This window comes from Neptunomonas qingdaonensis (genome assembly GCF_900113275.1).
In the GTDB taxonomy this organism is placed as follows: Bacteria; Pseudomonadota; Gammaproteobacteria; order Pseudomonadales; family Balneatricaceae; genus Neptunomonas; species Neptunomonas qingdaonensis.
The window spans coordinates 48,663-69,359 of record NZ_FOOU01000015.1; the positions used below are offsets into that span (position 1 = coordinate 48,663).

Sequence of the window (20,697 nt, forward strand, 5' to 3'; positions counted from 1 at the left end):
GGTTAAAGGATGAACACATCTACGGTTACAAGCCATCAGGAAACCCCCTGGCTGGCACTTTATAGTATTTGCCTGGCAGCATTTCTGGTACCTATGGCGATGTCTGCTGTCAATCTTGCTTTGCCTGCGATCGCTAAAGACTTACAGGTCGATGCCGTATTACTCAGTTGGATTCCCAGTGCGCCGCTCTGGGGAAGCGTTGTGCTGATGCTGCCGATTTCCCGGCTAGCCGATATCTGGGGACGCAAGCGCGTTCATTTATTGGGATTGTGTTTGTATGCCCTGTCTTCGCTAGCGGTTGTGTGGATAGATAGCATTGAATGGCTGTTAGTTTTCCGCGTGATACAAGGTTTAGCCAGCTCTTTTATTTTTGCTACCGCGATGGCTATGGTGGCGATCTTGGCGGGTACCAAGCGACGGGGCATGTTCCTTGGCATCGTTTCTACGTCTGTTTATCTTGGGCTGACAATGGGCCCTGCTGCGGGAGGATTGTTAACGGAATGGTTAGGTTGGCGCAGTGTGTTCTGGTTGCCGGTTCCCGGCATATTTATGGCGTTCAGCCTGATTGCCTGGTTTATGCCGAATGAACCGAAACTGGTCGGGTCAGAAGAGTCCCGGCAATACTCCATGCGACAACGCTTCGATGTAACCGGCAGCTTACTGTTTTCTTTGAGCGTCAGCTGCTTATTCTTTGGTGTCACAGGCCTACCTGATGCAGGTTTTGTTGTTTTGTTGGTCGCGGGGCTTGGTTTAAGTGGAGGGTTTGTTTATCAACAACGCCGTGCCAGTGTACCGCTGATAAGAATAGATGCATTAAGTCAGAATCGAATTTTCAACCGCTCGATGCTGGCCAGTCTTTTCATGTATGGGGCCAGCTTTCCCGTCCTGTTTATCGTTAGTTTGTATCTGCAATACATCCAGGGACTCTCTCCGGGCGACGCGGGAAAAGTGGTACTTTTACAGGCGTTGTTGACAGCCTGTATTGCACCTGTCGCTGGCCGATTGTCGGATAAATATGATCCACGGATACTGGCTACTACGGGTTGTGGCCTTTATATACTGGGATTTGTACTGCTATTTTTTGTGGGAATGCAAACGCCACTGTGGCAAGTTAAAACCGGCTTATGCTTGCTCGGAGTCGGCTTTGGTTTATTTTCATCACCGAATACGAATGCGGCGATAAGTTCGGTAGACCCATCGCGCTTAGGTATTGCTTCAGGGTTACTTAATCTGGCACGCACAGGCGGTAATATGTTTAGTACGGCGATTATGGTGGTAATCTTTAACTATTATTTTGCCGATCAGATATTACAACCGGAGCATTATCCACAGCTACTGACGGTGGTAAGAATCACCCTGTTACTTGGCGTACTGTATGCTTTATCAGGCGGCTATTTTTCTCTGACTCGGGGACGAATGCGCTCGGCAGACTAGCCATCACCTCATTCAGGCACCCGTTCGAACTTGTTGCCATCTAACATAATAAAGCGACCATCTGCTGCCTGCCTGGCCATAACCGATCAGTCGGTCTCGATGGTATGGTCCATCTCGCTGTCCAGAATGAGATGGGCATTGTCGCCATCCTTATGCGCATGCGCATGAGTTACTTCAGCATTTCCGGCAGTTAATAGAATACGGCTCAAAATGGTATTTTCGGACTCATCTTTGTCTTGTCGTCTAGCCACAATAGCGGCGTAAACATCGTTAGACACGGTAATGGTTTTGGACATGATTGCACCCTCCAAATCAACACCAATTGTTTCTTAACTATGATTTAGTGCAATCGATAAATCAAGAGTCGCGTGCAGAGGACTTTTCATTCAACACGAGCCTCTAAACACAGGCCTCTCAATACACGCCACTCAACACAATCCGTTCAAACGCCTCAATCGAGTAGTTTCAATCCCGGTGGCAGGCTTTCGCCGTAGATTTTGTAGCTGTCGGCGTCATCCAATTCGGTGACCTCGGTGACCATCGCAATCCATTTTGGCGGCGCTTTACTGGCTTGCAGAGCGGAGACGATGGATTGACGTAATTCAGGCTCAAGATCGCGGCTGCGATCACCACTGACGCGTGCCATCACCACCGTAGCAAAGGCCGCCTGGGGTTGCTTGTTCCAGTCTTTTTTCAGTAACGCCGGTATCCACTTAGCCAGGGTGTCCTGATCGATCAGATTATGCGCGCTACCGTGCAGCGGAATCCGGCTGCCTATCCGGCCCAGAGCCACCCAGCTGCTTTGGATTTCACGGGAGTTTTCCAGCCTTTTTAATAACCAGCGACCCAGTTCCTGCTTCTTATCCGACGGCAACCCTTCCAGCGCAGCCGCCAACAACACCATGCCTTCATAGGCTTTATATTTTAGCTCGGCCTGAAGTTTACGATTACGCTCGGCGACAGGGTTGATGTATTTGGCCACCTGTTTGTGCAACAGCAATTGCTGATCGACATTCAATCCACCCGCCACCCGGCGCCAGAAAGTCCACCATTGGTTCCAGTCCGGATTGCTCTTGTCGAACTGCAGCCCCTGCTGAAATAACGGCCAGATCTGCTCCAGACGCCAGTCGTCCAGTGGGTAGCCCAAACCGGGGCGCAGGCAAAAACCAGTCAGGTTAAACCACGTCTGCTCATGCTGTTGGGAGCGACGGCGGCGACCTCGGTGCTTGATAAACAGGTCAGCCAGGGCGCGCAGCAGGGGTACTTCCCACCCCTCACGAGGACCCAACAGGCGCTCGAGATTGACACGCAGCAGCTTCACCGACTTGGCATCGATTGTTTGCCGCGACTTACCATAAATAGTCTCCACCAATTGACGGGCGCTATCGAACTCTGCCGGTAATCCGCCTACGTCAGTGTTCAGAGCCTCGGCTTGCGGGGCTTTGCGCACGGGAAATTCCAACCGCCAGCGACGTGCCGCATCCGCAGCGGCGACACATTCCAGCCCCAGGGTCCCGACTTCGGTCAGGGTCGCCACCAACTCCACCTCGACAGCGGTCTCCCCTCCCTCAGCGGCAGGGATCGCGGCCATCAGGGGGGGTAAAGGCTGAAATTGCGGATCGCCCAATGGTGTCAGTGTTCCGGGGATGGGTGAATCATCGGCCGCCGAAGACATCAACTGAAATTGTACCGGTTGGCCGAGACTGAGCACAAAGCGGCGCTCCGGCAAGGGTATCTCGACCCCGGTCTCAGTGCCTCTGGGCAACAAGCAGATACCTTGAAGCGAGGTGTTCCGGGCGGGCTGATCTTGATCGAGTTTGAGGAAGTAACTACGCGCCGAGCCGCCACCGATACGTACGCCCTTGCCTCGGCGCGCCAATCCGTGGGCCACCGCACCGCAGGCAACCGCCAGATCCGGACGGCTATTTTCAAGCGTGCTCACCGGCTCCCCACGCCAACTGCACAGCAGGTCGCAGAGGCGCTGTGCAAGCACCCCGCCTTTAAAAAAACCGCCGTTGAGTAATAGTGCGTCGGGCATGTAGGAGGTACTATCGGCCTGATCCGCGAAGGCCTCTCGACTGACCCGTTCGTGGTGGTGCAGGAACGCCGCCAATTGACGGCTGATCGAGGGGTCTGTGGCGTAGGGTAAACCAAACTCCTTCACCGCGCGCTGACGCTGCTGCGGCATGTCGCTAAGCTCAGTCAGCGGAACGAAGCCCTCCAGAGCCAAGGTCTGGGTTTGCTCCCGGCTCAAGTCGTAACTACGCGCGCCACCAATCAGGCGTGCCCCCGAACCGAGAACGGTAACCTTGGCTGTCTCAGGCGCGTCCGTGGCGAGTAATTTTTCCTTGGCTAAACGCGTCTGCTGAATGAGCTGAGAAAGACTCGAGGCACGCAACCGCTTGCCCGGTTCAAGCACCCCGCTCTCGACCTGATGCGCCAAGGCAAGGTCGAGGTTGTCGCCGCCCAGCATCAGGTGATCACCGACGCCGATACGATCGAGCCTGGGCTGGCCACCTTCAAAGCCCAGGCGCACCAGGCTGAAATCCGAGGTACCACCGCCCACATCGCAAATCAGCAATAACCGATGCGATTTCAGGAAATCTTCGGCCTGCGCCCCGTGGAGCGAAAGCCAGTCGTAACAAGCGGCGGTAGGTTCTTCCAATAATAAAATTTTTGCTAATCCGGCGAGCCTGGCCGCCTCGACCGTTAAGGTCCGCGCCAGATCTCCAAAAGAAGCCGGCACCGTCACAATCACTTCCTGATCTTCCAGCGGTTGGCTCGGATGGTCTGTATTCCACGCCGCGCGGATGTGGGCCAGATAGGAAGCGGTGGCCAGCACCGGAGAGACTTTATCGACGCCTTCGGCGCCTGCCCAGGGCAAAATAGGTGCCGTTGGGTCGGCCTGATCGTGGGACAACCAACTCTTGGCGCTGATTACTGAACGGCCTTCGACTTTACCGCTGAGTCCACGTGCCCATTCACCGATGATCACACCGGGCAATTCGCCCTCCAGTGGAGTGGTACCCCAGGGAAGTTGCATATCTCCCTGTGGCACTTCATCGACGCCGGGATGATAACGGAACGAAGGCAGCAGCGGCAATCGCGCTACTTCACCGGCAGCGACCAACTGGGGAATCGCATAAACTTGCGGTGCCGCGCTGGACTGGCCTTGCTTATCCAAACCACTGTAAGCAACCACGGTATGAGTGGTGCCGAGATCGATTCCGACGATAAACCGGGGGCGGGATGACTTCATCGGGCCATTCTACCAGAGAGCCGGAATCGGAAGGTACAAGCTACAATATCTCTAGGCCTCGCGAACATTCAATTCCACTTGCCAGCGCTGGCTGCCATCCAGAGTCACGGCTTCCAGGCACAGGGTGCCCACTTCCGTTATCCGGCTCACTAAGCGTACCGGCACAACGTCCCCCGATTTACGGCCTTCGGTGGACAAGTGGGTCTGAATTTCCGGTAGCTCATCCAACTCCTCCGGCTCCCAATAATCTAACTGGCTGCCTGCCTCGTCATCGCGTCGGGTGGTCGAAGCAAAGAAATTAAAGCGTACTGTCTCACCGACAACAAGCCCGAACTCACTGTCCTGCAACGCCACTTCTGTACCCTCTTCCATGCCAAACGGTGCGATACAGAGTGCTTCAAGAGGGGCTTCTATTCCCGGAATGGCTGGCATGGAGCTTTCGATACCAATGTAATAAGCACTCGCAGTACCGCCACGAATACGTACGCCCTGACCTTGACGCACCTGACCGTAGTAAGCCGCGCCGCGCGCGACGGCGAGATCCAGGTCAATTCCCTGCAACAAGCGGGCATTTTCGGCCCCGGCAGCGTTCAGCCAATGGTTGATCAATGCCAGTGTTCGCTCGGATAGCTGCGGCGCCTTAAATACACCACCGTTCAACAGAATCGCAGAGGGCTGGATAAAACTCCCTTCGGACGGCCCCAAGAGCTCGTCGGCTGCACCTTTCTGTCGGCTCAGGAAGGCCGCCAGATGACGCGACATAGCCGGGTCCTTCGCATAAGGCAGACCTAGTTGGTTGAGTGCACCGCGGGATTGATGCGCCGGGTGTGCGTCGATATCTACCAGTGGAAAGAAACCTTCAATCAACGTTTCCGTCACTTCGCTGCGAGTCAGTTCGGTACTCAGGGTTCCGCCGATCAACTTAGAACCGCGGCTGGGAACAACAACCGGTACTGCGTCTAACGTTGGATCAGCCAACAGCTGTTCCTTTGCTTCGCGACAACCATGTGTAATCCCCAATATTTGCCAAGGCTGCAGACTCTTACCCTCTTGGGCAAGCTTTGCTTTTATCCGATAGGCCAGGGCCAGATCCATGTTGTCGCCACCGAGCAGAATATGCTCACCGACAGCAATTCGGTCCAACACGAGATTACCGTCACTCTCGCTGACCGCGATGAGCGACAGATCCGTGGTACCGCCGCCAATATCCACTACCAGAATGATATCGCCAACAGTGACCTGTTGACGCCAGTCGTCACCGCAGGTTTGCAGCCAGCTATAGACTGCCGCTTGTGGTTCTTCAAGCAAAGTAAGATGTTGAATTCCCGCGACCCGAGCCGCTTCGGCGGTTAACTCGCGCGCCCCTGGATCAAAAGACGCAGGTACCGTGAGGATAACCTCCTGATCCTTCAGAGGGGCATCGGGAAAGCGGTGATTCCATGCCTCCCGCAGGTGCTCCAAAAATGTGATTGAAGCGCCCAGAGGTGACACTTTAACGACCTCTTCCGGACTATTGAGCGGCAAAAATGCTTCATGCCGGTCGATCCCGGCGTTGCATAGCCAGCTCTTGGCACTGGAGACAAGTCGCATCGGCGTTTTACTGCCCAGATTGCGCGCCAGTTCACCAACGAGGGACGCCGGATTCTCGCTCCAGGGAAGCGCCAAATCCGCGCTATTGAGCTCCTGATCGTGGGGCTGATAGATAAATGACGGAAGCTGAGTTTGTGCTTCTACGGCACCGGGTTGAGTCAACTGAGGAATAGTTACAATCTCAGGAGGCGTGCCCTCTTCGGCGCCGAGTTCAACGTAAGACAACACACAATGGGTGGTGCCCAAGTCGATACCTACCGCATAACGCGCGTTCTGCTCTGTATCACTCATAACTCGACCTCTGCCGGTGCTAAGATTCGTACGTCATGGCCTTTTGCCAGTTGTGGCAATCGCACCTGTGTGGCTTTCCAACCGCGATGCACCAGAGTACCGGTGAACGGTGCTGAACCGACGACATTGCCCGTCAGTCGGACCTGGGAAGCATCAAATCCAGACTCCAGTGTGAGTCGGGACTCTTCTTCCTCGGTTCGAATCGGTGACAGGGTAAAGTAGCCCGCGATTGTTTTTTTGCTGCCTTCATGCACCACCCGCGCGGCGGCGCCGATATCCGCATCCGAGTAACTGCTGAGGTCTTCGTGGACGAAATCTAGAAAGCGCGCGTCCTGCTGCAGTAGAGACAGCAGTTGCAGGGCAGATTCAGGTGTGGTGTCTTTTAAAACGGAGGGAGTGGCCGCTGGCTCGACGGGGGCTGAAGGCTGCTCTGCTGGCTTGGCATTAACATCGGCAGGCTTTCTCATCAGACTAACAAATAATAACAGAGCGAGTACCAGCAAAAGCAGGTGCAGCGCGTCAAAGGCTACGGGTATCAAACTAAATTCGATGGACATTGTGGGTTGTCTTCCTTTGTTGACAGTTATAATCGTGAGAGTTTGTCACATAAAATACAAAATCCGCAAACTAACGGCCGATACCGCCCAGCCGCTAAACCACTGGAAAAAACGGCTTGCTGTCGCGGTAATTCAGCTTTTCTTATTGCATTGCAACATTGTGTTGCTGCAGCGCCAAAATTGCAAGATCAGATCAGTCGTAGTGTGAACCATCCCCACACCTCTGGTAATTGGCATTTCTGGCTGACGAATATACACACGATTTTACGTCTTTGACTCTATCTGGGTTTCATACAGACACAAAAAAACCCCCATCATTTCTGATGGGAGTTTTTTTTAAAACCAGCTTAAATTAAGCAGTTTTTTTGGCAAGCGCTTTAACAGCTGGAGCTACAGCGTCTTTGCTTTCAGTCAGGATAGCCTGAACTTCAGCAAAGTAAGCCTGAGTGCTTTCTACAGATGCTTTAGCTTCAGTCTGTAGCGCTTCAAAGTTGGCTTTAGCTTCTTCAGTTTTAGCAGTAAAGAAGGAAGTGAGTGCTTCAACGTCTTTAATTTCTGAAAGGGCTTTAAAATCAGCTTGTGCTTGAGCAACTTGCTTCTCAGCAGTCGCTTTCTGCAGCTCGAATGCCTTAGTAAAGGTGGCTGTGTTTAGTTCGATCAGCTTCTGTACTGGAGCGCCAAAAGCAGAGAAGTCAGTAGTAGGCATATTATTAAACATCATTTATATCCTTATAGAAGAGTAGTTGATAAAGCGATGGTATATCGCCCAATGCTGCAACGCAACAATTATTTTTTTACTGATCGCTGTATTTATCATAACCATCTAAAAAATAAGGAATATATAGAAATTAATTTTTTGTGCACATGCTAATCCAGCGCAGCGCGAGTTAAATCATCCGTACCATGTCGAGGGGCATCCAAAAACCCAACTGGAATCAAATCCTCAATGTACTTTGCAATACTAATAGCCAGTAAATCATCCCCCCTATCAGCTACGACTTGAAGCCCAACAGGCAAACCGTCCAGCAGCCCACAAGATATAGACAATGCCGGTTGCTGAGTAAGATTAAACGGGTAAGAGAAAGGCGTCCAATCCGTCCAATGCTCTTGATCAGCCGTCTCTGTATTTTGACCCGCGTTAAAGGCAGTCCGCGGCAGTGTAGGTGTAATTAAAATATCGTATGTCGAATGAAACTCCTGCATAGTGCGCCCTAACTCTGCTCTTTGATCAGCCGCCTTCATATAATCCACAATATCAATTTTGCTTCCTTCGATTCCTATTTGGAGAAAGCCTGGGTCAAGAAGGCCACGTTGTTGTTCGTTGAAATTCGAAACAACTTTCGCTGCCCCCGCAAACCAAAGGGTTGAAAACGTATCGATAGGGTCATTAAAGCCAGGATCGATAAGATCAACTTCTGCACCCATCTCTTTAAGAGCATTCACGGCACAGTCTACAAGCTTGAGAACGCCAGCATCTACATCGACATATCCAAGGGTCGGGCTGTAGGCTATTTTCAGGCCCTTAAGAGGGAGGCTTTTTTGATCACTCCAACTAGCGTTGAAAATACGAGTTGAGTACCAATCCCGCAAATCTGGCTTTGCTATAACATCCATCATCAACAAACTATCTTGCACCGTCCTGCTAATTGGCCCGAGATGAGAAAGAGTCGTCATTGCACTTGCCGGCCACTGAGGTATAAAACCAAAAGTGGGTTTTATACCAAACACACCGCAAAAAGAAGCGGGGATTCTAATAGATCCTCCGGCATCACTGGCTTGATGCAATACTCCCATATTTAACGCGGCGGCAGCTGCAGCTCCGCCGGAAGAGCCTCCGGATGTAAGTGTTGTATTCCACGGGTTTCTTGTAACACCGGTGAGAGGGCTATCGGTAACGCCCTTCCAACCGAACTCTGGTGTTGTCGTTTTACCCAGTATTACAGCCCCTGCTTGCCGCATCTTTTGTGAAAATGGAGCATCAACATTAGCTAAGTCTTCTGAACTGGTAAGTGAGCCGCTGCGGTGAGGCCACCCCGCCACCAGCGTTAAATCCTTGATCGAGCTTGCCACGCCATCAATTTTACTCAGGGGTTCGCCTTTGAACCAACGCGCTTCCGACTCTTTTGCCGCTTTAATCGCATCCTCCTCAGCAACAAAGCAGTATGCATTGATTGATGGGTTGTATTTGGCAATTCGCTGCAGCGAAGCTTGGGTCGCTTCTACAGGAGAAAGCTCTTTGGTTTTAAAGAGTTGGCAAAGTTCGACGGCTGTCATATCTGCGATGTTAGTTTTATGCGCTTTAATCATGTTCTGCTACCCCCGCAGACAAGAGTAAAACGTTAAGTAGAACAGATGCCCCTGCTCCAAGGTCTTCAGCGTTAGCCCTTTCTAGCTCATTGTGACTAATCCCTCCCTCGCAAGGGACAAAAATCATTCCCGCAGAAGTAACGTCTGCCATAAAGATTGCATCGTGCCCCGCGCCACTAACAACATCCATATTCGGATACCCTAATCTGGAAGCGGCCTCTCTGACGTTGTTAACGCAGCTGGAATCAAACGCTATCGGAGGGAAATCTGCTGTAGGGGTGATGATTGTTTGAACGCCGTACTTTTGATCAAGAGAATTGATTTTACTGTGCAAGTCTTTAACCATGGTTTCAAGAACATCGGACTCCAGGTGGCGAAGATCTGCGGTCATTTTAACTCGACCAGGTATAACATTTCGCGAACCCGGGAAAACGTCGAAACAGCCAACGGTTCCGCGCCCATGAGGTGTGTTTTTTACCGCTAGTTCATTTATAAACTGAATTATTTCTGCGCCCGCAAGAGAGGCATCTTTTCGAAGATGCATCGGCGTTGGTCCAGCGTGGGCTTCTACACCTGTGATCTCAATATCAAACCACTTTTGGCCAAGAGCACCAATAACAACGCCAACTTGCTTGCACTCATCTTCTAATACAGGGCCTTGCTCAATGTGAGCTTCATAGTACGCGGCAGCTTTATGACCAATATGACTTTTATTTCCGGTGTAACCAATTGCATTCAACGCTTCTTGTACTGAGATGCCCGCATCATCTTTTGTCGTCAGTGCTTCTTTTAGTGAGAACTTACCAGTGAATACACCAGAACCCATCATACAGGGCGGAAACCGCGAACCTTCTTCATTCGTCCATGCCACGATTTCGATTGGAGCCAGCGTCTGAATCTTAAGGTCATTTAGCGTGCGGATCGCTTCTAAACCCGCCATAACCCCAAAGCATCCATCAAATTTGCCGCCGGTTGGCTGAGTGTCTATATGGGACCCGGTCATGATGGGAGGCAAATCATTATTTAACCCGGGTCTTCTGGCAAAAATATTACCTATTTCATCGACAGATACGTTGCAACCAGCTTCTTCACACCAGGTTTTAAATAGGTCACGCCCTTGTTTATCTAACTCGGTTAACGCCAAACGGTTTAAACCACCTTTAGAAGTATGTCCGATTTGACCATGGGTCATCAGGCAGTCCCAAAGACGTTCGGTATTTACTGTGATCTGTCCGATACTCGGTAATAACTCAGTTGTTTTCATGATAGGTTCCCTCTACTAAACAGCAAGATACCGGTTCTTGATGTCGTCTTGTTTGCTAAATTCGGTTTGAGTGCCCTGGTAAACGATTTCACCAAGCTCAATCACATAATGTTTGTCTGCAAGCTTCTCGCATACCGATAGGTTTTGTTCGACGAGTAGCACACCCACTCCAGCTGCACGAATCCGATCCAAAATTCGTACAATCTCATCAACGATGACGGGTGCCAGACCTTCTGTTGGCTCATCAAGGAGAAGAAACTTCGGGTTATTTACCAGTGCTCGCGCGATTGCGAGCATTTGTTGTTCACCACCAGACAGGGCGTTGCCACCGTTCTTTCTTCGCTCCTTTAAACGTGGGAACATTTGATAAATATCTTCAAGAGCCCAAGGGCTTTTTTTGTTGATGGCAATCATCAGATTTTCTTCAACCGAAAGAATGCCGAAGATGCCACGATGTTCTGGTACTAAAGCGATACCCCGACGAGCTATCTCGAATATTTCCTTTCCTACAAGATTTTCGTCGTCTAATAAGACGGACCCTTGTTGCGCTTTGACGATGCTGACAATCGTCTTAAGCGTCGTCGTTTTACCCGCTCCGTTGCGCCCCAATAAAGTTACAATTTCTCCGGATTCAACAGCCAGGTTAATTCCGTGCAAAATATGGCTTTTACCATAATAAGAATGCAGGTTATTGATAACTAATCTACTCACTGCCACTTTCTCCTAAGTATGCTTTCTTAACCTGCTCATCACCTTTCACTTCTTCAGGAGAGCCTTCGATTAATATGTTTCCTTGGTGCATCACGGTGATTCGATCGGAGATTGACATGACCAGTCTCATATTGTGCTCAATGAGCATCACGGTATGGTCTTTTCCAAGTTCCGAAATCAAGTTCGTCATTATCGGAATATCATCTACTCCCATCCCTGAGGTAGGCTCATCAAGTAAAAGCAGTGATGGAGACCCGCACAATGCCATACCCACTTCAAGCACTCGCTGTTGTCCGTGTGATAGTTCACCAGCTTGTTTGTCAGCAAACGCCGCTAGTTGAATTTTTTCTAAAACTTCATTCGCCTTCGCAATATTCGTTTTGTCAGCTGTTTCGGGCACCCAAAACTTTAATGCATTCAGACCGCCCCGACCTTGCGCCGCTATTCTTAGATTCTCGCGTACGCTTAAAGTCTGAAAGAGGCTCGTGACCTGAAACGAACGAGACATGCCCTTAGAAACTCGCTTATGCGCCGCTAAATATGTCAGGTTCTCACCGTTAAAGTGGATACTTCCGCGGGTCGGTTTTCTTTCACCGGTTAAGCAGTGAAATAAAGAGGTTTTCCCTGCGCCGTTTGGACCAATCACGGTATGAATGGAGCCTTTTTTTATTTTTAAGTCGACATGCCCAACAGCGGAGAATGCGCCATAATCCAAGCCTAAACCAGACGTTTCTAATAGATAATTTGAGCTCATTTTGTCACCTCGGAGGTGAGATTTTTCTTAACTTTTATCGACGACAATTTGGACGTTAAGGAGATAATTCCCCCCCATAATCCGCCCGGAAGAAATAGGACAACAGCGATAAGTGCAGCACCTAAAATCATCATCCATCTAGGCCAGATAGATGAGAGAAGATCACCCATCATCACGATTGCTCCAGCGCCAAAAATTGAACCAATTAACGAGCCAGTCCCCCCAATAATTGTCATAATCAAGATGTTTTCTGACATCAGTAGCTCAACATTTGAGAGAGGCGCGAAGTTTAAAAGCATCGCGTAGAGCGCTCCGGCAAGGCCCGTTATCGCACCGGAAATAACGAAAGCGACCAGCTTAAAATGGTTTGTGGAAAACCCTACAGCCGATGACCGCCCCTCGTTTTCTCTGATAGCGACCAGTGTTGTTCCAAAAGGAGAATGGATAACTCTTCGCGCAAACACGAAGACAATTGCAAAGACTGCTGCCACAAAAATATAGAATGCTTCACTGCTTTGTAGATCGCTGATGGTTATTCCGAAAAGTGTTAAGGCAGGTCGAGGAACATCCAATAAACCGTTGTCTCCACCTGTCCAGTCACTAAAGGTGTAAGCGAGGAAGTATGCCATTTGAGAAAAAGAAAGCGTCAGCATTACAAAGTAAATACCCGTTCTTCGTATAGCTAACGCGCCGACGATTAAAGCGAGTGAGGCGCCCACCAGGATGGCTGTGATTAACGCACTAATCAGCCCAAAATCAAGATGAAGCATGACTAATGATGCGCTATAGGCCCCACCACCAAAAAAGATACCCTGTCCGAATGATAAGAGGCCTGTGTAACCCAAAAGTAAGTTACAAGCCAATGCAGCCAAAGCAAATATAAGTATTTCCGTTGCAAGGGTAACGGAAGGTAGCAATATCGGCATCAACACAATAAGTGCCAAGGCAATTATTGTTACTCCTCCGAATATAGAAGTTGATTTATTCATCTTATGCTCTCCCGAATAATCCGTATGGTCGCAATAGAATGACAAACGCCATCGCTCCATAAATCATCAAACTGGCACCCTGTGGCCACAGTGTGCTCATTACACTTTGAACGATCCCCACGATCAGACCGCCGACCAACGCCCCCGTAAAAGACCCCATGCCTCCTATCACAACAACAACAAACGCAATCCCAAGTACTTCCGGGCCAACAAATGGGTGAATGCCTTTTATGGGCGCGGCGAGAACACCCGCAAGGCCGGCAAGACCCACACCCAATGCAAACGTGATAGAAAACAGGCGATGAGTATGTGTTCCGAGTAAGGAAACTGTCTCGGCGTCTTCACTACCGGCACGAACAAGCGCACCAAATTTAGTTTTATCCAGTAGCAACCAAACAAGAAGAGCAACCACGGCCGCAAAAGCAATCACAAATAGCCGATATTGCGGGTAGTAAAAATCACCTATTTGTAAAACGCCTTTAAGTGAATCAGGTGGAGAAATGCTTTTCCCGATAGGCCCCCAAATAGAAATACAAACTTCTTGAATGATTAAGGCAACACCTAATGTCACTAAAATTTGGTACGTATGAGGCAGGTGGTAGACCCTTTTTATCAATGTTCTTTCGCATACCCATGCAAAAAAGGCGATACATAGAGGCGCAACGATAAGAGCCAGCCAATAGTTTCCCGTAATGCTGACTGCCGTATAACTTAGATATGCCCCTAGAAGATAAAACGCTCCATGAGCAAAATTCACAAAGTTAAGTAGCCCAAAAATGATTGAAAGCCCCACAGATATGAGGAAATAAATCATTCCAAGCCCTATCCCATTCACTACCTGAAATAGATACAGATTCATAATTCACCTCTGACAAGAATGAAGCGCCACATCACTATTAACGCGAGTGGCGCAAATTGTTTTTACATGCCTTTACATTCAAGAGATGATTCATCCGGGAAGGATTTACCGTAGCTCACGATTTCTGCAAAATCGTCTGCATTCTTCATTTCTGAAGCGGACTTACCTTTTAATAAGTAATAATTTTTCAGGACCTGGTGATCGGCCGCCCGAACAGTCTCGGTGCCCGTTGGACCTTCATAAGACTTACCTTCCAACGCTTTAATAACGTCACCAGGGGTCGTTGTTCCGGCTTCAACGATCGCATCGAGGAGCAGTTTAGTGCTGATATAATCCGCAGCTAGTGGGTAATTAGGGGTAATGCCATATGCTTCTTTTACTTCTTTGACAAGCTTGTTATTCAGTGGTGTATCAACGCTATGCCAATACTGTGCGCCAAAGTAAACATTCTCTGTTATATCTGCCCCTAATTCTTGGAACTGATCTAAACCAGACGACCATGTGAGTAGGATGGTCATTTGATTTTTCAACCCAAAGTTAATCGCCTGTCGTAAGGCATTAGAGGATTGAGAACCGAAATTCAGTAGTAAAAGAACGTCGGGTTGTGCTGCCATCGCATTCGTAACGTAGCCTGAAAACTCTTGCTCTTGCAGAGAGTGATAGCTATTACCTACGTGTTCTATACCAAGTTCGTCAAACACAGTTTTAGCATTTGACAGCAATGCTTCGCCAAAAACATATTGAGGGGTAATCGTATACCAGCGTTTCTTTTCTGGATGCTCTTTTAATAAAGGAATTACCGTCTCTCTGATTGCGCCATATGTCGGCACCGACCAACGGAATGTAGATGCATTACAATCTACACCGGTTAGTTCATCAGCGCCTGCTGGGGTAATAAAGACACCACCTGATTTATGAACCTCTTTACCTATAGCTAAAGAAGTTGATGATAGCGTGCCTCCATCGAAAAACTTCGCAGAATTTTGACTAATCGCCTCCTGTACCTTGCGGAGCGCTTTGCCTGCATTACCTTCTGTATCTATAGCTTTATAACTTGGTGTTTTTCCAAGTACCTGTCCATACTGCTCAACCGCTAATTTCGACCCCATATCAGCATACTTACCGTAACTAGCGAAGCTTCCCGAAAGGGATTTAACGCCATAAATAGTCACCGCGTCCTCTTGCGCCATTGCAACGCAAGATGCAGCTGTTATCGAGAATGCTAACGCAGTATGTTTCAAATATTTATTAATCATTTTTTTGCTTCCTTTTGAGATTTTAATGCTCGCCATCAGGCTTCACTTTGTGAGTGATAAGTTATATTTGAGGTACCCTACATTTTTTTCGAAATTTCTCCGTCAAGTGCAACAAAGTGCACCTCCGCTTCACACATGTGCTCCGCCATCAGAGTTCGCACCTGTTCTTTATCTTGTTTTTCATAAGCGTTAATGAGTGCGTAGTGATAATCGACATTTGATTTAGTGAAAGCGTAGTAATCAATTAAATAAGCTTTTTTTAGTACAACCAGATCTCTTAATGATTCATTTAGGAAGCGACCAAAAAAACTCAGAATAGGATTAGGTGAGGCATCAGCCAGCACATTATGAAACTCTAATTCAGCTATTTTCTGCAGCCGTTGCTCCTCTTCTGTGGTAGGTTTTTCGCTGCACTGATCGGTGTACTTCCTCAGAAGTAAAAGTTCTTCTTCAGTTAAATGCCCTACTACAGATACTGCTAACTCAACTTCAATCAGCTTGCGCGTCTGGTACAGTTGTTCGGCACTAATATGCCGAAAATATAAGTAATTTCGCAAAGCCTTGCTGGCGGGCTCTGTTCCTACTTCTGTAAGCCACGCTCCCCCACCGGGGCCTGGTCTGGTTTTTATTAACCCTTCAACTTCCAAAGCTTTGAACGCTTCGCGAACAGTGCCTTTTGATACCCCGTACTGCTCAATTAAATCTTTTTCACTGGGTAAGCGATCTCCGGGTTTGAGCTCTTCAGACATAATCAGGCGCTTTACTTCGTCAACAATCAGGTCCGATAGCTTGCGCTTAGTTTTATTCTTGAATTCAGATAACATTTCAGCTCCAAAAAAACACATTGGCAAAATGATCGATATTTAATGTAAATAATTATGATTAATTGCCTTTGATAGCAGATAAGCAAATTGTCTGCCAAATCCTGACTTTAGTGTTAATAAATGGTGTTTTTTATATGTAAAAATATAACCCAAGGTTACTAAAAAACAAAAATAACGATACTAACCAATTGATTTTAATATAAAAATTAATAATTAATATTTTTTAATACTCATTCAAAAAAATATTTTTCAGGAAGTTCATCAACTAATGACGATAGATAAAGGCTGACTCTGTCGACTGCGCGCAAGCCAAAATCGCACCAACATGAGGCCACCTATATTCCTTTAAAGGGAAATGTCCGCACCTGAATCACGCAAACGTCACTGATTCTCTGGGAAATATCCACACCCCTCGCTAATCACGGATCAAAAACAGATCAGCTATTGCTGGCGATATGAATTTGCACCCTATTCACGTGAAGGATCCCAAAAGAGATGAGGAGTTTTTCTTCTCATATACGGGGAATTGGAGGTATATCTCACCGCCCATCAGGGAGAAAAGTAAGAAACTGCAGGCCAACAACCTATGGCTCATTTATATTGGTACTAATTTCGACAAAACAGCGACCCAAATCATTGATAGAAGGCGCTAAGACCGCTAACGTCTCAAGTAAGCCCAAAAGGCAATGTCAGTGTGTATATAAGCGTGTTTGAATCGATAAGATCTGAGTAATAAAAATCGTTCAGGCATTAATAATGAACAAGAACGAGCTGTATTGACTTGTTGCAACGGTAACTCTTAAACAGGTAACGATTTTATGGATATTAATAATCTTCATCATTTAGAAGCGGCCTCTGCTCATGGGCGTAAAGAGCTTTTTCGCAGTGGTACGGCGTTGCTTTTTATTGTCGGTATCATGCTGTACACAAGCCGTGTGGGAATGGATAGTCCAGACCATATAATGCTGGTGGTTGCCGCTATGATCGGCGGATATATGGCGATGAATATTGGCGCCAATGATGTGGCTAACAATGTCGGGCCTGCGGTAGGGTCAAACGCATTAACAATGACGGGCGCCATTATAATTGCCATTATATTTGAAGCCAGTGGCGCCTTGATTGCCGGTGGTGATGTGGTAAGCACAATCAAGAAAGGCATCATTGATCCTTCTCTGATACCCAGCAGTCAAACTTTTATCTGGTTAATGATGGCTGCGCTGTTAGCAGGTGCTATTTGGTTAAACTTAGCAACCGTTGCAGGTGCTCCGGTTTCAACCACTCACTCTATCGTGGGTGGTATATTAGGGGCAGGTATTGCTGCTGGCGGATGGGGGATCGCCAATTGGCCACAGCTTGGCAGTATTGCTGCGAGCTGGGTTATATCACCCGTTCTTGGCGGGATAATTGCTGCCTCATTTCTCTTCTTAATTAAGCGCACTATTACCTATCAAGACGATATGATTTTGGCAGCCAAGCGCATGGTGCCATTATTGATTCTGTTTATGGCCTGGGCATTTAGTACTTACTTGTTGATGAAAGGGTTTAAAAATATCTGGAAGGTGGACTTGATAACCGCTTTATTGGTAGGGGCTGTTGTAGCTGCGGCAGTTTATTTCCTGGTACGTCCACTTGTTCATCGCGCTGCAAATAGTCTCAACAATGACAAGGATAGTGTTAACAGCTTGTTTACAGTGCCCTTAATCTTTGCTGCTGCTCTACTCAGTTTCGCCCATGGCGGAAATGATGTTGCCAATGCAGTCGGACCATTGGCGGCAATTAATGATGCTGTTTTGAGTGGCGGGCATACATCAAAAGCTTCTATTCCACTCTGGGTTATGTTGATTGGTGCTGTAGGCATTGCGATCGGCTTGGCGCTATATGGGCCAAAACTCATTCGTACTGTGGGTAGTGAAATCACTGAATTGGATAAAATGCGCGCTTTTTGTATTGCCATGGCAGCAGCCATTACGGTGATTATTGCTTCGCAACTTGGGTTACCCGTTAGCTCTACTCATATTGCCGTAGGCGGTATCTTTGGTGTTGGTTTTTTACGTGAATTTTTAAAAGCCAGCTACACTGAAATGACTTTAGAAATTATGCATCATCATGAAAATAATAACCCCATAGAAGTGCAAGCTTATTTGTCTGAATTTGGAAAAGCATCCATTAAGACAAAAGGAGAGATGTTAAAGCAGCTAAAGAAAAGCTCCAATAAAGAACATTTATCTAAACCCGAACGAAAAAAACTACGTAAAGTCTACAAAAATGAATTAGTAAAGCGCTCAGCACTGCTAAAAATTGCAGCCGCCTGGGTCATTACGGTACCGGCATCTGCCGCGATGGCGGCAATTATTTACTTTACTATCAGAGGCATGATGCTGCCATAGATATAGCTTTCTAGAACCTGTGTTAATAACAAGCCATGTTGTATGTAAGGCAGATAATTTTACTTAATAGGTTTGCATGATTAAAAAAATATTTTTACCTACTATTTTTTTAGTATTAACTTACGGGTTTTGGGTTAGCCCAGACTTTAAGGTAATTACGGCGGGTGTAGCCATTTTTCTGTTTGGAATGTTGGCACTTGAACAGGGCTTTAATGCATTCGCCGGTGGCGCCCTTGAAAGGACTCTGCGTAAAAGTACTAATAAAATGTGGAAAAGCCTGACGTTTGGTTTTACCGCGGCAACCGTAATGCAGTCCAGTTCATTGGTGTCTGTGATTACTATCTCTTTTCTCAGCGCCGGCCTTATCGGGTTGGTTGAGGGGATGGGTATTATTTTTGGCGCCAATGTGGGGAGTACCACAGGTGCTTGGCTGATTGCAGGTTTTGGTCTGAAGGTAAAAATTTCTGCTTATGCAATGCCGATGCTGGTATTTGGTGTCATTTTTATCTTCCAAAAATCAAAATTTCTTAAAGGCTTTGGCTACATCCTGGCCGGACTTGGCTTTCTTTTCCTCGGCATCCATTATATGAAAGAGGGCTTTGAGGGCTTTGAGGCCTTTCAGAATCAAATCAGCCTGACTGATTATGCCCTCGAAGGTTTTGCCGGAGTGCTGGTATTTACGCTGATAGGTATCCTGGCGACTATTGTCATGCAGTCTAGTCATGCCACCTTGGTACTGGTGATTACCGCACTTTCCGTCCATCAGGTAACCTATGGCAATGCACTCGCCTTGGTCATCGGTGCCAATGTCGGTACCACCATCACTGCCGTGTTGGGCTCGCTGACATCCAATACTGACGGTAAACGACTCGCGCTATCAGATGTGCTCTTCAAGGTAACGGCGGGTATTGTTTTCATGCTGGCGATGAATCCGGTTATCGGGTTGGTGGATATGGTGTCCACTACGATAGGGATAGCTGAAGATGACTACACTCTCAAACTTGCCGTGTTTCACACTATTTTTAATGTCACTGGTGTTATTATTATGGTGCCACTCACAGGGAAGTTGGTTTCTTTTCTTGTGCGTGTCATGCCGACGAAGGCCCCTCAGGTCGAAAAAGCCCGCTATCTATCTTCTGCATCAGCAGAGATTCCTGCCGCCGCCATAGAAGCTGTTAGAAAAGAGACAGTACGCCTTTATGATTTATCGGTTGATACCATTATTCGCGGGTTAAGCTTAAACAGAAGTGTGCTTGCTGCAGATAGTAAAATTGACGATATCATTAATAACTCTAGTAATATCATTTTGCAGCAAAATATTGATGATATATACGTCAGACGCATCAAGTCTATTTATGCAGACATCGTCGAATTTATCAGCCAGTCTCAGAGCTCAATGGGAGCGCCTGGTCATCTGGATAGACTTTTGCTGCTTAGAGAAGTAGGCCGCGATCTGGTCGAGACAATTAAAGGTATCAAACATCTGCAAAAAAACCTGAACATCTATACGCTTTCGGCTAACTCGGATATTCGTCAGGAATATAACAATATGCGCATACAAATATGTCGCGTGTTGCAGGAGTTGGAAGTTATTCGGGCCGGAGAGGATGAGTCAGCTACAATTTTATCGCTTGATCAGCTTAAAGTAGAAATCAATGAGAAAGATATTATTAAAACGGGGCGACTGGATCGCCTGATTCGCGAGCACCGTATCAGCGCACCCATGGCGATCTCTCTTATGAATGATAGCGCCTACTATCAGGATATCTGCCGAAATCTTATTCATATGGGAGGGATATTATTTATCTCTTCAGATAAGAGTGACGAGGCAGCTGAAAATAGTGTCGCTCTGGATGAGGCCGAAATTAAAGAAGTTGTAGATGAGTATGTCGAGGAAGCAACTAAATGAATACTAACGACCTGTTAAAAGCCATAGAAAATTTTGTCGATACGAACAAGCGTGAGCGAATTACAAGGTATGAGTCGCTAAAACGTCTTATGAAAAAACTTAAGATAAAACAAAATCTGCTAAAAGATACAGTTAAGAACGAGACTAATAAAAAATGTAAAAAAAGGCTGGAAGAAAAGATTAGAGTTCTTAAAGCGCAGCGAAAAAAAGGTTTGAAATTACTAAAAGAACTCAAGAGTGAAATATAACCGCTACTCAGGTAATGAAGCCTCCCCACATCTCAGGTGAGTGGGAAGATTGTTATGG

General features: G+C 47.6%; 17 protein-coding genes. 4 read left to right on the forward strand and 13 right to left on the reverse strand.

The features are described from left to right. Positions 1–9 precede the first annotated feature (9 nt). Complete coding sequence (locus BM099_RS17210; RefSeq protein ID WP_090729810.1) at positions 10–1,434, forward strand: MFS transporter; 1,425 nt, start codon at positions 10–12, stop codon at positions 1,432–1,434. 86 nt (positions 1,435–1,520) lie between these two features. On the opposite strand, the gene BM099_RS17215 is transcribed toward BM099_RS17210, so the two are convergent. The 13 genes from BM099_RS17215 to BM099_RS17275 all read right to left on the reverse strand — a co-directional run bounded on the left by BM099_RS17215 (position 1,521) and on the right by BM099_RS17275 (position 16,095). Then, complete coding sequence (locus BM099_RS17215) at positions 1,521–1,730, reverse strand: hypothetical protein (RefSeq protein ID WP_090729812.1); 210 nt, start codon at positions 1,728–1,730, stop codon at positions 1,521–1,523. Between the two features lie 155 nt (positions 1,731–1,885). Beyond that, positions 1,886–4,693 carry an Hsp70 family protein gene (locus tag BM099_RS17220; RefSeq protein ID WP_090729814.1) on the reverse strand — a complete coding sequence of 936 codons (2,808 nt, stop codon included), beginning with the start codon at positions 4,691–4,693 and terminating at the stop codon, positions 1,886–1,888. Between the two features lie 51 nt (positions 4,694–4,744). Further along, positions 4,745–6,574 (reverse strand): Hsp70 family protein, encoded by a 1,830-nt coding sequence (locus BM099_RS17225; RefSeq protein ID WP_090729816.1) that lies wholly within the window; start codon positions 6,572–6,574, stop codon positions 4,745–4,747. Next, on the reverse strand, positions 6,571–7,113 hold the full coding sequence (locus BM099_RS17230) for a DUF2760 domain-containing protein (RefSeq protein WP_232348825.1): 543 nt from the start codon (positions 7,111–7,113) through the stop codon (positions 6,571–6,573). The genes BM099_RS17225 and BM099_RS17230 overlap by 4 nt, the downstream gene beginning before the upstream one ends. A gap of 370 nt (positions 7,114–7,483) precedes the next feature. Further along, positions 7,484–7,852 (reverse strand): hypothetical protein, encoded by a 369-nt coding sequence (locus BM099_RS17235; RefSeq protein WP_143083797.1) that lies wholly within the window; start codon positions 7,850–7,852, stop codon positions 7,484–7,486. 146 nt (positions 7,853–7,998) lie between these two features. After that, positions 7,999–9,438, reverse strand: a complete 1,440-nt coding sequence (locus BM099_RS17240) for an amidase (protein WP_090729822.1) — start codon at positions 9,436–9,438, stop codon at positions 7,999–8,001. Further along, positions 9,431–10,702 carry a Zn-dependent hydrolase gene (locus BM099_RS17245; protein WP_090729825.1) on the reverse strand — a complete coding sequence of 424 codons (1,272 nt, stop codon included), beginning with the start codon at positions 10,700–10,702 and terminating at the stop codon, positions 9,431–9,433. Before BM099_RS17245 ends, BM099_RS17240 begins: the two co-directional genes overlap by 8 nt. Positions 10,703–10,717: 15 nt before the next feature. Beyond that, entirely contained in the window at positions 10,718–11,413 is a 696-nt protein-coding gene (locus tag BM099_RS17250; protein ID WP_090729827.1) for an ABC transporter ATP-binding protein, read from the reverse strand. Beyond that, the gene (locus BM099_RS17255) at positions 11,406–12,167 is read right to left on the reverse strand and encodes an ABC transporter ATP-binding protein (protein WP_090729829.1); all 762 of its coding nucleotides are present in this window, start codon (positions 12,165–12,167) and stop codon (positions 11,406–11,408) included. Before BM099_RS17255 ends, BM099_RS17250 begins: the two co-directional genes overlap by 8 nt. Beyond that, the gene (locus tag BM099_RS17260; protein WP_090729831.1) at positions 12,164–13,156 is read right to left on the reverse strand and encodes a branched-chain amino acid ABC transporter permease; all 993 of its coding nucleotides are present in this window, start codon (positions 13,154–13,156) and stop codon (positions 12,164–12,166) included. The genes BM099_RS17255 and BM099_RS17260 overlap by 4 nt, the downstream gene beginning before the upstream one ends. 1 nt (position 13,157) lies before the next feature. After that, entirely contained in the window at positions 13,158–14,015 is an 858-nt protein-coding gene (locus BM099_RS17265; protein WP_198064033.1) for a branched-chain amino acid ABC transporter permease, read from the reverse strand. Positions 14,016–14,077: 62 nt separating this feature from the next. Beyond that, positions 14,078–15,307, reverse strand: a complete 1,230-nt coding sequence (locus BM099_RS17270) for an ABC transporter substrate-binding protein (RefSeq protein WP_232348826.1) — start codon at positions 15,305–15,307, stop codon at positions 14,078–14,080. A 41-nt stretch (positions 15,308–15,348) separates the two neighbouring features. Beyond that, positions 15,349–16,095 (reverse strand): FadR/GntR family transcriptional regulator, encoded by a 747-nt coding sequence (locus BM099_RS17275; RefSeq protein WP_090729836.1) that lies wholly within the window; start codon positions 16,093–16,095, stop codon positions 15,349–15,351. Positions 16,096–16,913: 818 nt separating this feature from the next. Between BM099_RS17275 and BM099_RS17285 the strand changes: the two genes are divergently transcribed. The 3 genes from BM099_RS17285 (at position 16,914) to BM099_RS17295 (ending at position 20,639) form a co-directional block, all read left to right on the forward strand. Beyond that, positions 16,914–18,482, forward strand: coding sequence for an inorganic phosphate transporter (locus BM099_RS17285; RefSeq protein ID WP_090729839.1), 1,569 nt, complete (start codon positions 16,914–16,916; stop codon positions 18,480–18,482). 76 nt (positions 18,483–18,558) lie between these two features. Beyond that, positions 18,559–20,391, forward strand: a complete 1,833-nt coding sequence (locus BM099_RS17290) for a Na/Pi cotransporter family protein (protein WP_090729841.1) — start codon at positions 18,559–18,561, stop codon at positions 20,389–20,391. Next, positions 20,388–20,639, forward strand: coding sequence for a hypothetical protein (locus tag BM099_RS17295; RefSeq protein ID WP_090729843.1), 252 nt, complete (start codon positions 20,388–20,390; stop codon positions 20,637–20,639). The genes BM099_RS17290 and BM099_RS17295 overlap by 4 nt, the downstream gene beginning before the upstream one ends. Positions 20,640–20,697 lie beyond the last annotated feature (58 nt).